The sequence below is a fragment of the Streptomyces sp. NPDC102490 genome, from assembly GCF_044765285.1.
GTDB lineage: Bacteria > Actinomycetota > Actinomycetes > Streptomycetales > Streptomycetaceae > Streptomyces.
The window spans coordinates 206,877-219,689 of record NZ_JBIWJU010000006.1; the positions used below are offsets into that span (position 1 = coordinate 206,877).

At 71.6% G+C, this 12,813-nt stretch carries 7 protein-coding genes and 1 tRNA gene; 3 read left to right on the plus strand and 5 right to left on the minus strand.

Translation table 11 applies throughout. The features are described 5' to 3' along the window. Nucleotides 1-98 precede the first annotated feature (98 nt). Nucleotides 99-1,646 carry an MFS transporter gene (locus tag ACIRGB_RS15265; RefSeq protein ID WP_403863947.1) on the minus strand — a complete coding sequence of 516 codons (1,548 nt, stop codon included), beginning with the start codon at nucleotides 1,644-1,646 and terminating at the stop codon, nucleotides 99-101. Between the two features lie 206 nt (nucleotides 1,647-1,852). Next, nucleotides 1,853-2,506, minus strand: coding sequence for a TetR/AcrR family transcriptional regulator (locus tag ACIRGB_RS15270; RefSeq protein ID WP_403864869.1), 654 nt, complete (start codon nucleotides 2,504-2,506; stop codon nucleotides 1,853-1,855). Between the two features lie 319 nt (nucleotides 2,507-2,825). On the opposite strand from ACIRGB_RS15270, the gene ACIRGB_RS15275 reads away from it, so the two are divergent. The 3 genes from ACIRGB_RS15275 (at nucleotide 2,826) to ACIRGB_RS15285 (ending at nucleotide 6,243) form a co-directional block, all read left to right on the plus strand. After that, a complete protein-coding gene (locus ACIRGB_RS15275) occupies nucleotides 2,826-4,154 on the plus strand; it encodes a M6 family metalloprotease domain-containing protein (protein WP_403863950.1) in 1,329 nt (442 codons plus the stop codon). 117 nt (nucleotides 4,155-4,271) lie between these two features. Beyond that, nucleotides 4,272-6,101 carry an IclR family transcriptional regulator C-terminal domain-containing protein gene (locus ACIRGB_RS15280; RefSeq protein WP_403863953.1) on the plus strand — a complete coding sequence of 610 codons (1,830 nt, stop codon included), beginning with the start codon at nucleotides 4,272-4,274 and terminating at the stop codon, nucleotides 6,099-6,101. Nucleotides 6,102-6,170: 69 nt separating this feature from the next. Next, nucleotides 6,171-6,243 (plus strand) — tRNA-Arg (locus tag ACIRGB_RS15285). A 246-nt stretch (nucleotides 6,244-6,489) separates the two neighbouring features. On the opposite strand, the gene ACIRGB_RS15290 is transcribed toward ACIRGB_RS15285, so the two are convergent. From ACIRGB_RS15290 to ACIRGB_RS15300, 3 genes are all read right to left on the minus strand, one after another. Beyond that, nucleotides 6,490-9,879: a HelD family protein gene (locus ACIRGB_RS15290; RefSeq protein WP_403863956.1), complete on the minus strand. Its 3,390-nt coding sequence runs from the start codon at nucleotides 9,877-9,879 to the stop codon at nucleotides 6,490-6,492. A 100-nt stretch (nucleotides 9,880-9,979) separates the two neighbouring features. Then, complete coding sequence (locus tag ACIRGB_RS15295) at nucleotides 9,980-10,345, minus strand: hypothetical protein (RefSeq protein WP_403863959.1); 366 nt, start codon at nucleotides 10,343-10,345, stop codon at nucleotides 9,980-9,982. Next, nucleotides 10,345-12,810: an AAA family ATPase gene (locus ACIRGB_RS15300; protein ID WP_403863962.1), complete on the minus strand. Its 2,466-nt coding sequence runs from the start codon at nucleotides 12,808-12,810 to the stop codon at nucleotides 10,345-10,347. The genes ACIRGB_RS15295 and ACIRGB_RS15300 overlap by 1 nt, the downstream gene beginning before the upstream one ends. Nucleotides 12,811-12,813: the final 3 nt, after the last annotated feature.

Consider the following 12,813-nt stretch of genomic DNA (forward strand, 5'->3'; position numbering starts at 1 on the left):
GCGCGGCCGGGGCAGGTCCGGGGGAACCGTGCGTACGGGGCGTCCCCTCCCCGTACGCACGGGTGGAACAGGGGCCCGAGCGGGTACCGGGTCAGGCGTCAGTGGGCGACGACCGGCACCAGCAGCTCGTCCTCGGCCGCGTCGCCCGTGCCGGAACCGGCGACGGCGTTGCCGCTGCCCGGCCGCCCGGCGTTGACGAAGGTCAGGGCGATCGCGGCCGCCACGACCAGGATGCCGACGGCGAACCAGATCGCGCTGGTGTAGCCCTGCACCTGGCCCTGCAGCTGGACCAGCTGCTGCTGGGAGCGGGAGGTCGCGCCGGCGATGTGATCGGCGACGTACGACGTGGTGGCCGAGGCGGCGATCGTGTTCAGCAGTGCCGTACCGATCGCACCGCCCACCTGCTGCGAGGTGTTGACCATCGCCGAGGCGACGCCCGCGTCCCGCGGCTCCACGCCCATGGTGGCCAGGGACATGGCCGGCATGAACGCCGTACCCATGCCGAGGCCGAGCAGGAGCATGCCGGGCAGCAGCACACCGGCGTAGGAGGTGTCGACCTCCAGCTGGGTGAGGAACAGCATGCCGAGGGCGGCGACCAGGAAGCCGGGGCCCATCAGCAGCCGGGGCGCGACCCGCGTCATCAGGCGCGTGCCGATCTGGGTGGAGCCCGTGATCATGCCCGCGATCATCGGCAGGAAGGCGAAGCCGGTCTTCACCGGCGTGTAGCCCTTCACGATCTGCAGGTAGTAGGTCAGGAAGAGGAACAGGCCGAACATCGCGATGATGGCCAGACCCAGCGAGAGGTAGATCCCGCCCCGGTTGCGCTCGGTGATCACGCGCAGCGGCAGCAGCGGGGCCTTGACCCGGGACTCGACGAGCACGAAGGTCAGCAGCAGCACGGCCGAGCCGACGAACATGCCGACCGTCAGGGCGTCGCTCCAGCCGTTGGACTCGGCGCGGGTGAAGCCGTAGACGAGCGCGACCAGACCGAGGGTGGACAGGATCACGCCGGGGATGTCGAGCGGCGAGCGGTTGCGGCCGCCCTGGGGCTCACGGATGACGAAGTACGCGCCGGCCGCGGCGACGATGGCGAACGGGATGTTGACGAAGAACGTCCAGCGCCAGTTCAGGTACTCGGTGAGGAAACCGCCGAGGATCAGACCCACGGCGCCACCGCCACCGGCGATCGCACCGTAGATGCCGAAGGCCTTGGCGCGCTCCTTGGCGTCCGTGAACATCACGGCGAGCAGCGAGAGCGCGGCGGGCGCGAGCAGGGCACCGAAGACGCCCTGGAGGGCGCGGGAGCCGAACATCATCGCCTCGTTGGTGGCCGCGCCGCCCAGCGCGGAGGCGACGGCGAAGCCGGCCAGGCCGGTGACGAAGGTGCGCTTGCGGCCCCACAGGTCGGCTATCCGGCCGCCGAACAGCAGCAGACCGCCGAAGGCGAGGGCGTAGGCCGTGACGACCCACTGCCGGTTGCCGTCGGAGATACCGAGGTCCTGCTGTGCGGAGGGAAGGGCGATGTTCACGATGGTGGCGTCGAGGACCACCATCAGCTGGGCGAGCGCGATGAAGACCAGCGCTTTCCAGCGACCGGCGTCCGGGGCGTCGGAGACGCCGGAAGCCTTGACGGCTGCTTGAGACATGGGGATACCCACTTCGGACTTCGTGACGGAAAAAGACGAGAAAAGGGACGACTGCACCCGTGCCGACGGCCCGCTGTCAGCGGCGGCGCTGACGCTCGGCGTCGGTGACGGAACTGGTGGAGCTGACTGAACTGGTGGTGCTGGCTGAACCGGTGGTACTGGCTCAACCGGTGGAACTGGAACGGGCTGAAGTAGTGGTCGTTGGACTACTGGTCGCAGGGCCGGCGCAGGTCCTCCACGGTCACGGCCGTACCCGGGAGGGCGGAGCGGGCGGGAGCCCGCAGCCCGTCCAGGAACAGCTGGAGATGGCGATGGACGAACCGGTCGGCGCTCAGGCACCCCGTACCGGCCGGGGGCCGGCTGAGCTGGGCCGCGGCGATCATCAGATCGCCCACACCCACGTCGCCGCGGAGCTGACCGGCCGCCTTCGCCCGGTCCATGACCTCGGCGACGAGTCGCTCGACCCGTCCGCGCGCCGCCTCCAGGTCGGGGTGGTGCTGGTCGAAGGTGCTGGCCACCATGGGACACAGGGCGCTGATCCGCTCGTCGGCGGAGGCGTGCACGAAGCGCTCCAGCGCCTCGAACGCGTCACCGGTCTCCGCGAGGGCCAGCTCGGCCGCCCGGGCCGTACGGTCCATGACCGAGCAGACGACCTCGCGGACGAGGGCGTCACGGTCGGGGAAGTTGCGGTACACCGTGGCGTTGCCGACGCCGGCCCGGCGGGCGACGTCGTCGAGCGGCACGTCCGGGCCGTTCTCGACGAACATCTCGCGGGCGGCGGTGACGATCCGCTCCCGATTGCGCAGCGCATCGGCGCGCGGCCGGGCCACCTTGCGCTGATCGGGGATCGCGGTCTGCACGGCGTACTCCTTGAGGTCGGTGGTGTCTGTGAGGGTGTCTGTCACGGGTGTGACGACTGGGTTCACGATCCGGGGAAGGAATCCCCGTTTCGCTCGGACACAGGTCTAAACGGGGAAACGATCCCCGGTTATTTCCCACTCCCGAAGAACTTTCCGGTGACCTGAGTCACATCGCGGTTCCGGCCCGTCCCCGGGCCGGCGGCTACCGGCGAGAAACCCACGATCGGCCTCTCCAGCGCGCGCCCGCCCACCCCTCGGCACAGGGTGAGCGCAAGGGTGCAGCCGGTGTCGGGCGGCTGCCGTGGCCGGGGAGGTCCGCATGCAGCCGCACGGGCAGGTGCAGCCGCCGAGCCGCCGCATACGCCCGCGCGCACTGGCCGCGATACGCCCGCGCAGTCTGGCCGCGGCCGGGACCGTCGCCGTCCTGACCCTCGCGCTCAGCACCTCGGCCGGCACCGGCCGGCTCGCGCCCGGCACCTCGACCGCGGGCTCCGGCCCCGCCGCCCTCTCCCGCTCCTCCGCGCACGGCCCGTGCATGATCAGCGGCGGCGCCGAGATCCAGATGTCCGAGGGCGTGCCGACCTCGACCGGCTACGCCCGCTCCACCGGCACCGTCCGCGCCCTCAACCTGATGGTCGACTTCTCGGACGCGCCCGGCGAGGGCAGGGCACTCGACCGGTACGCGGAGTTCTTCCCGCAGACCGAGAAGTGGTTCCGCACCAGCAGTTACGGCCGCCTCGACTACCGCCCCGAAACCCCGGTCCGGGACTGGCTCCGGATGCCCAAGTCCTTCGCGGAGTACGGCATAGAACGCGGCGCCCCCTTCGAACCCGGCTACCGCAAACTGGTCCAGGACCTGGTCGCGGCGGCCGACCCGAAGGTCGACTTCCGCGCGTACGACCTCCTGAACGTCCTGGTCACCCCGAACGCGGGCCCCTCCGCCCTGGACACGGTCCTGTCCGTGACCTTCGCCGGGAACCAGGAGGCCCCGGTCGCCGACGGCGTCCCGGTGGCCAACGCCTCCTTCGTCTACTCCCGCCAGGACGACGGCTCCGGCTCCTACGACGACACCGGCTACCGGGTACTCCCCCACGAGAACGGCCACGTCTTCGGCCTCCCGGACCTCTACACCCAGGAGGGCGGAGGAGCCGTCGGCCACTGGGACATCATGAGCGAGGACTGGGGCGCCAACAACGACCTCCTCGGCTGGCACAAGTGGAAGCTGGGCTGGCTCGACCCGTCCCAGGTGCACTGCGCCTCCGCGCCGGGGACGACCGAGTACACGCTCACCCCGCTGGCCCGCAGGGGCGGCGACAAGCTGGTGGTCCTCCCGCTGAGCGGCACCTCCGGCTACGCGGTCGAGCTGCGCACCCGCGAGGGCAACGACGAGACGGTGTGCCGGCCCGGCGTACTGATCTACAAGGTCGACGCGGACGTCGACACCGGCATGGGTCCGGTACGGGTCTACGACTCCCGGCGCGACAGCGGCGGCTGCACCCGCAGCCCCAACGTCCACGCCGAACTCTCGGACGCCGCCTTCACCCCGGGCGAGACCTTCAGGGACCCGCGCAAGGGCGTCACGATCAAGGTGACGGGGCCGGCGAAGGACGGGACGGGAGACGTCCGGGTACGCGTCACCCGGAGGTGACGGCCGGGGCGGAGGGGGCGCCGGGGGCCCTGGGGGCACGAGCGGGGTCGGCATTACCGGGGCAGTATCGGGCTACCGTAGGCGCCCTGCTGCCGTGACCGCCGTACCGGAGAGCCGATGCCCGCCCACACCACGCACGACGCTCCCCGTGACGGGACCGATGGCTCCACCGGCACCGATGGCGCCCGAGCCGGGGCTGCCGCCGCGCAGGACGAGGACGCCGCGGCCGAGACGGCCCCGGCGCCCGAGGCGGCCCCGGCGGCCGAGGCGGCCCCGGCGGCCGAGGCGGCCCCGGCGGCCGAGGCGATCGCACCGCCAGAGAGGGGCGCACCGGCGGAGGCGATCGCACCGCCCGAGGCGATCGCACCGGCCGAGACGGTCGCACCGCCCGAGAGGGTCGCACCGGCCGAGGCGGTCACCCCCCTCCTCCGCGGCATCGCCGTACTCCGCCGCCTGACCGAGGCGAGCGACGGCACCCTCAGCCTCAGCGCCCTGGAGAAGTCCACCGGCCTGGCCCGCTCCACGGTCGACCGCCTCACCGCGACCCTCGCCCGCATGGGATACGTCCGCCTGGACGGCCGCGACGTGACCCTGGCCCCCCGCCTGATGGAGCTGGGCAACGCCTATCTGGCCGCCCTCCGCCTCCCCGCCCTGCTCTCCGCCCGCGCCGACGAACTGGCCGACGAACTGGACGAGTCGGTGTCGTTGGCGGTCGGCGACCGGGACGGCATCCGCTTCATCCACCAGGCCACCCGCCGCCGCGCCATGTCCCTGAGCTTCCGCATCGGCGACCTGCTCCCGGCCGAACGCACGGCCCCCGGGCCCCTCTTCGCCACGGAGTGGACGGACCCGGACTGGCACCGCTGGCGGAGCCGCCGAGCCGCGGACCCGGCGGACCACACCTTCCCCGCCGTACCACCCCGCGAACACCCCACCCCCGACGAGGACTTCACCCTCCGTACGGCGAAGGCGGCAGCAGACGACTACGCACTGGACGACCAACTGATCGAACCGGGCCTGGTGGCGCTCTCGGTCCCCGTACGGGACCCCGGCACCGGCCGGGTGGCCTGCGTGGCGAGCGTGGTGAGCCACACCAGCCGCCACACGGCACCGGACCTGCGGACGGCCCTGCTCCCCCGCCTGCGGACGGCGGTCGCGGCGATGGAGGACGACCTGCGCACCGCACCCCCTTCGGTCCCGGACCCACCCCGCGCGGGCCTCGCCACCTGGACGGGCGCGTCGAAACAGGAACTGGGCCGGGAGTTCGTGGAGTCCCTCGCCCGCGGCCTGACCGTCCTGACCGCCTTCGGCGAGGGCCGCTCCGCGCTGACCCTGACCCAGGTCGCGCAGGCGACCGGCCTGGCCCGCGCGACCGCCCGCCGAGCCCTCATCACCCTCGGCCACGCGGGCCTGCTGACCCCGGCCCCCGACCACACCTTCACCCTCACCCCCCGGGTCCTGTCCCTCGGCTTCCCGCCCCTCTCCCGCACCTCGCTCCCCGAGATCGCCCAGCCGCACCTGACGGCTCTGGCCGACCGCGTCCACGAGTCGGCGTCGCTGGCCGTCCTGACGGAGTCGGGCGAGGAGATCCAGTACACGGCCCGGGCGTCCACGACCCGCGTCCTGAGCGCCCGCGTCACGGTCGGCTCCCGTCTCCCGGCCCGGGCGACAGCACTGGGCCACGTCCTGCTGTCCCTCCCCGAGGCCCGGACGCGGGGTTACGCCCTGGTCGACGAGGAACTGGAGGCCGGCCTGCGCTCCATCGCGGTCCCGGTCCGCGACCGCACGGGGAGGGTCGTCGCGGCCCTGAACGTCGCCCTGCACGCCGCCCGCCGCACGGCACAGTCCTGCTGCACGGACATCCTCCCGGAACTGTCCCGGACGGCCACCCACATCGAGGCGGACCTGTCGGTAGCGGGCCGCTTCGTCCACGTCCCCCCCACCTGACCCGGGCCGACCCTCACCCCGGCCCCCGATCCGCTAACCTGTTGTCACCGCCGCGCCCAGCGACGGCACGCCTTCGTAGCTCAGGGGATAGAGCACCGCTCTCCTAAAGCGGGTGTCGCAGGTTCGAATCCTGCCGGGGGCACAACGCATTACCGCTCTGACCTGGGGTTTCTTCCCCAGGGAGGGCTTCTACTCGGCCTCGGACTCCTCGTCCGGGGCCGTTTGCGTGAGCGGACGGAGAGTTGATCCCCCGACGTCTCTCCAGCGGATAAGCGACATCCGGCACGGACTCAGGCCCGGTCTTCTCCGGGCCATCGGGCTCTGGCTCCGCTTTGGGCACCCAAGGAGCTCACGAGCGTGCATGCAATCGCGCTTCTGTCGAAAGTGGTTACGCCCCTCCGGAGCCCAGGGCGGTTTGCGCGTCGTGGCCGCCCCAACTGTCGGGCGTGCGCCACAGGACCTGAACCCCGAAGACACCGAACACGGTGTCGGCCGACCAGTCCTCGGCGGGCGGTTCGGAGAGCACCAGGTAGAGGCGGTCGGCAGGCGCGGGCAGGGTGTGGTTGATCTCCAAGAGGCGGGTGGCTCCCGCGCGGAGGTCGGCGTAGGTGGAGCGGCCCGCACCGAGCACCTCGTAGAGGAAATGGCCGTCGTCCGCGATCCGGCTGACGTCGACGACCGGGGAGTCGGTCGGCTGCAGGTCCTCCCAGAGCAGGGCGGCCTTGAGAGCATGCCGCACCGCCTCGTGCTTTCTGCACGTGCGGTCGGCGGTCGCCGCGCTCTCCAGCAAGTGCAGAAACCCCTGCGCTGGCGCGGGCGTGGCGGGCAGGTCTTCGGCAGGGGTCACGGGCTCGGTTTCCTTCTGCTCGGACTGCTGTTCAGCGGTGGAGGGTGCGTCGTCGGTTTCGGGTTCGCCCGTGGCGACCCTGCGCTGGAGGGCCTCCCGGGCTTCGTGCAGGGCCTGGGCCCAGCCGGCGCGTGCCAGGTCCGTCTGGAGGCGGTTCAGGTCCAGGTCGCCGTCCTTGAGCATGCGGTTGGTGTGCGCCGCGAGGTCGCGCAGGAGGCTGAGGCGGTGCTTGTCCGGGGACCCGAGCACGCGACGCACGTCCACCCAGTCCGCCTGGTCGCGGCGGAGGACGCGGTTGGCCATGCCCTTGAGCTCGGACAGACGATCACGGGCGTTCTCCGGAACGGTTCCGTCACGGTTGGTCAGTTCGTCGAAAACGCTGAGCGCCGCCAGGTAGCGTTCCGCCATTCTCGGCGAGATGGGCTGGCGGCCACGCTGGTCCGCGGTGAGCAGGCAATGGTTCGTCTCGTGAGCGAACACCCAGCAGTCCAGTACCGCGCCGGGACGCGGGGGCACCGAGCCGTGGCGGACGGTCAGGACCAGAGGGACGTCGAGCGCGGGCGACAGGGCCTTGACCCTGTACCGGCCACCGGGTGCCCGGCCCGTCACGCGGACTCGGACGTCCGTACCGATGTCAGGGACGTCAGCGTGTGCCATGCCTGGTTCGCCTTCGGTGGGTGCTGGTTCGGCACTGCTGCCGTCGGTGTTCGTGAGGGCCTCCGGGAGCGGGGACGTGTGCAGGACGGTCAAGCTCTGGGTGCTGCGGGTGAGCGCGACGTACAGCTGGCGCAGTCCGGCCGGGCCTCGGTCGGCGATGGTGGCGGGTTCGACGACGAGGACGTGGTCGTACTCCATGCCCTTGGCCTGAGCGGCAGCCAGCACGGACACCGCCTCGCGTCCCTGCTCGGTGATGCCGTCGGCCAGGTCCAGCTGGTGACTGATCTCGTCGAGCCAGCCAGAGTCGTCGGGGACGATGACAGCCACGGAGCGCAGGGAGTGTCCGTCGCTGGTGCCGATGAGGCGGGTGGCTTGGGCCACGGTGTCGTCGAGGAGTTTCCACGGCTCGGTCGCGATCGTCCGTACGGCGCCCTCACCCGCCGCACGCACGGCCTGCGGGTACGGCAGCGCGGGGGCGACGGTACGGGCCAGGGGGGCGACGAACTCCATGATTTCGGCGGGCACGCGGTAGCTGGTGTTCAGCTCGGCCACGCGCCAGTCGCCGTGGTCGGACAGGAGGGTGCCGAGGCGGTCCCAGTCGGTGTGGGTGTGGGGGCCGGTGGCTTGAGCGAGGTCGCCGAGGATGGTCATGGAGCCCTGCGCGGCGGAGCGCCGGCGCAGGGAGCGGGCCTGCATGGGCGTCAGGTCCTGTGCCTCGTCGACGACGATGTGCCCGTACCGCTGCGGGGTCTCCCCGGCGATGAGATACCGCAGTTCTTCGAGGCAGACCCGGTCGTCGAGCGTCCAGGGATCGGCGTCGGCCGTGTCGGCCCGAGGACGGCGCAGAGCTGCCTGCTCCGAGGCATCGAGAACGCCCTCGGCGCAGGTGCGCAGGAGGTCTTCGGAGTCGTAGAGGGTGCGGAGGGCTTCCCTGGCGCCGGGCGAAGGCCAGACACGTTCGATGAGGCGCTCGACCTGACGGTTGCGTTCCAGGTCGCGGCGGATCGTGTCGTCGCGGCTGCGGCGAGGGGCGACGGCGACGAGTTCCCGCAGCAGGCGGTCGACGAGCAGCCCGCGGAAGCGGTCGCGGCGCTCACGATAGGAGCCGTCGCCTTGGCGCACCTCGTCGAGGAGCGAAAGCATTTCGGAGCGCGGGACGCGCAGGGTCGTGCTGCCGACGGTGACGGTGAGCTCCGGCTTGGCCCCCTCGTAAGAGGCAGTGGTGGTGAACTCGTCGACGGCCTCGGGACGGCACTCGATCTCGACGCGCCGTCGCAGGACGGCCGCCATACGCTCGTCGGCCTTCACCACCCGCGCCTGGGGAGTGTCGGTGCCGAGGACCTCGCCGTCCCACAGACGGTTCACCTGCACAGCGTTGACGTTCCGGGTGCCGAGCGTGGGCAGCACCTGGCTCACGTACTCCAGGAACCGCTGGTGGGGGCCGACGACGAGGACGTCCTGGGCTTGGAAGTGCCCGTTGTTGACGAGCCAGGTCACGCGGTGCAGGCCGACCGCCGACTTGCCGGTGCCCGGGCCGCCCTGGATGACGAGGATGTCGGAGGGCGAGCCGGTGACCAGAGCCATCTGGTCACGACGGATGGTCTCGACGATGTCCCGCATGCTGCCGCGGCGAGAGCGCTGAAGCTCGCGGAGGAGGAAGTCGTCGGGCTGCAGCGGCTTCTGGCGCTGGACGCGGGTGATGTCTGCGGGTGTGGGGGCGGGCCGGCTCGGTGCTCCCTCCTTCTGCGTGACGGTGGCCGGTTCCACGGGCTGGGGCTCCCGCTGGGCGTCGTCTGCCGCCGGCCGTGGCTGCGGGACGGGGGCGGCGGCAGTGATCTCGTCGAAGTAGTCCTCGACGACGCGCTGTACACAGCGCAGTTGCCGCCGCAGGAGCACCTCGCCCGGGGCCTCGGGCAGCGCCTCGAACCACTTCTTGGCCTGCCGACTGGTCCACAGTACGACGACGGTGTCGCGGGTACGGGTGTCAGAAACGGCACGTCGGCCGACGTACCAGGTCTTGGGCCCCCTACCCGGCTCGTCCTCGTCCGGTACGTCGACGCGGCCGATGACCAGCGACTCGTTGCCGAGTCCGTCGTACGCCGCGGCCCGCTCCTCGGCCACGATCCGGTTGGCGACGCTGTCCTTGCCGCTGGCGGAGGCCATGGCGACCGAGCCCCCGGTCATTTCGGCCAGCAGCGCTGCATAGCAGTCGTAGGCGCGATCCACCGCCTTCTGCTCGAGGGCGATGATCTCTTCGCGCGTGATCGCACCCATGTACATGTCCCCTCCCCTTGCAGCACCCCGGAGGACGCTGCGACGGGCATACGCCCGGCCCCGTCGAAATAACTATCAGAGACCTGCTGGTAACAAACAGTCAGGTGGCCAACGTCCCGACCAGCTCGCCGACCTCCGCCCGCCAGACGCGAACCTGGTCGTGGGTGGGGCCGATCTCGTACTGGTGGTAGTGGCATCCCAGGCAGAGGTGCGACCAGACGGCGTTGGTGCGGCGAGCGGTCTCCGCCGCGGTGTAGCAGTGGAGGCACAGCATCTTGGCCCGCATCGTGGTGTCGGCGAGCCCTGGCACCGCGGCGTCGAGCACGCGGTCGACGGACAGCTCCAGGGCGGTCCGCAGAGCGAGGGAGGCTCCACGGTGCCGGCCGGCGGCCGTGGCGCCCGTACGGGCGGCCAGCAGCTGATCGGCCGTCAGCAGGAGCTCCTCGACCGAGGTGGGAGTGCTCATCACGCGGTCACCCCCGACTTGCGCACCTTCTGCGCCATGATCTCGATGTCGTCCACGAAGCGGTGGGGGTCGGTGATCTGCGCTCCCATGGCGTGGGCGCCGTTCTGGCACTCCTTGAGGAGGTCCACCGCACGCGGTCCGCAAAGGGTGCGCAGTTCCCCGTAGACGTCGCCGGTCCGGCCGGCGTCGCCGAACAGGGCCAGTGCCGCGACCTTCATGAGCTTGTCGGCGCTGACGACGGCGGCCTGCAGCTCGTCCTCGGGCGCGCCGGAGCGGTGGTGCCGGATCCAGGCGGCTTCGAGGAAGGCGTTCTCCAGGGCGATACGGCACAGGCTGGGCAGCACGTGGGTCCGTGCCGCCGACGGCAGGTCACTGGTACTGGCGAGGGCCCGCGCGTCGTCGAGTGCCTGCCGTACCGGGTCGGTCACCGGCTTGACCTTCACCTTGGACGACGTGGCCCGCTCGACCTCGAACACCGTCACGGGCAGACCCTGGCTGGTAAACGCCCGCTGGAGCCGGGTGTCGTGGGTGAAGACCACGACCTGCCGGCGCTCGCCGAGCTCGTGCAGGACCTGGGCGAGCCCGTTGACCTTGGCGGGGTCCATGGACTGCACGGGGTCGTCGATGACGATGAAGCCGAACGGGCTGTCGGCGGTGGCGGCCCGAGGCAGGAACAGGGACAGCGCGAGGGAGTGCTGCTCGCCCTGGCTCATGACGCTGAGAGCCGAGGCCTCCTGGCCGTCAACCGTGACGTCCATGACGAGCTTGCGGACAGTGGCCTTCTCGCTTCCCTTCAGGCTCACGGCCTTGAGGTCGATGTTGCTCTCCTGGCGGAGCCGCTCCCAGATACGCTGCGACTGGTCGGCGAAGCCTTCCATCCGCTGTTCCCGCAGCTCGGCGGCGAGCGCCTTGATCCAGGTGCTCGCCTTCTTGATGTCCCGCAGCCGGGGCTTGTTTGCCTCCACGGCACGGGCCCTCTCCGCCCAGCCCGCCAGGCGGGTGACGAGCCCGCGCCAGCGTTCGTCGCGCTTCTCCAGTTCCCTGACGGCGTTCTCCTTGACCGCGGCGCAGGCATCGGCCAGGGTTCCGGCGGCCTCGTGGGCGCGCTGGGTGAGCTCGCCGGGATCACTGATCGTCCGGCAGGCGGTCCAGGCGCGCCACGGGTCGGCCAGGGCGGCGGGGATCTGTCGGGGCGTGTGGACGAGGTCCTGTACGGCCCGTGCGGCCGACCGGAGTTCGCTGCGCGCGCCCGCTGCAGCCTCCGCCTCCTGCCGCAGCGCGGCGATCTGGGCGATGGCGTCCGCGGCCCATGCCGGGTCCAGCATCCCGTCGGTCCCGCACACGGGGCAGGCGGCCGCATAGGGGTGACGGTCGTGGTGCGCCACAGCCCGTTCGAGGAGTTCCGCACGCCGCAGGGCGTCCTCGGCGCCGGTGCCGCGCAAATCCTCGGCATCGGCGAGAGCATTGCGCAGGCGGTCCAGGGCCGCGTGGACCTGCGCCATCTCGGGGCCGTGCACCTCTGCCTCGGCGCGCAGCCGGGCCAGCAGGCCGGCGTCCCCGGCGGCGGGCAGACCAGCGACGAGGGCTTCGATCGTCTCGAAGTCGGGCGTTCCCGCCGTGTCGACGGCGACGAGTGCCTGCACCGCGCGCTCGTCGTCCTCCAACTCGTACAGCGCCTCCTTGAGGCCCGGCAGCTCCGCCTTCGCCGCCTTGTCCGCGTCTTCGAGCGCCTTGGCCTCCTGGCGGAGCCGGCCGTCGGCGGCACTGAGCTGCCCCAGGCCGAGGATGGTGGCGATGGCGTCGTACATCTCGGAGGGCTTGCCACTGATCATGCGGTCGAGGTCGACGTACGACAGGAAGGGCCGGAAGTCCCGCAGGGCCTGCTTCCAGTCCGCTTGGTCGAGGGGGGTGCGGCCGTGTCCGGGTCGCCTGAGCTCGGCCTGGGAGGCGTCGAAGTCGTCGCCCTCCCAGGTGCGGGTGAGGGTGCTGCGGCCGGTGTCGCCCTCGATGGCGAGCTTGACCTCGATCTCCGGCCTGCCGTCGGTGTCGTGGAGGTTGCGCCAGTTGCTGCTGCGCATCGCGTGCTGCCCCTGCCAGCGCATGTTCACGCCGGTGAAGGCCGTCTCGATGCCCTCGGCGATGCTGGACTTGCCGGAGCCGTTGCGACCCACGACCAGGTTCACGCCGGGTCTGGGGCTGAGCTTGAGCCAGGCGCGCGGTCCGATGCCGCGGAACCGGGCGACGGCGACGGACTCGAGGTAGATCCGGCCGGCAGGGGAGGTCTCCCGGGGCTCGCCGTCGCCCAGGGCCTCCTTCAGGAGCACCTTCACGGGCTCGCTGAGCGCCTCCTCCGCCAGGCGGGCCTCCACCAGACCGGCCACGGGCGCGGGCTGGTCGGACGGGGCCGGACGGGCGGGGTCGTTGGGGTGGTGTGCGTTCTGCCGGGGCTGTTCCGTCACGGTCATGCG

Bases quoted from the DNA above. Each gene is read 5' to 3' on its own strand.
- ACIRGB_RS15265 (WP_403863947.1), bottom strand. From the start codon at position 1,646: ATGTCTCAAGCAGCCGTCAAGGCTTCCGGCGTCTCCGACGCCCCGGAC.
- ACIRGB_RS15275 (WP_403863950.1), top strand. From the start codon at position 2,826: ATGCAGCCGCACGGGCAGGTGCAGCCGCCGAGCCGCCGCATACGCCCG.
- ACIRGB_RS15280 (WP_403863953.1), top strand. From the start codon at position 4,272: ATGCCCGCCCACACCACGCACGACGCTCCCCGTGACGGGACCGATGGC.
- ACIRGB_RS15290 (WP_403863956.1), bottom strand. From the start codon at position 9,879: ATGGGTGCGATCACGCGCGAAGAGATCATCGCCCTCGAGCAGAAGGCG.
- ACIRGB_RS15295 (WP_403863959.1), bottom strand. From the start codon at position 10,345: ATGAGCACTCCCACCTCGGTCGAGGAGCTCCTGCTGACGGCCGATCAG.
- ACIRGB_RS15300 (WP_403863962.1), bottom strand. From the start codon at position 12,810: ATGACCGTGACGGAACAGCCCCGGCAGAACGCACACCACCCCAACGAC.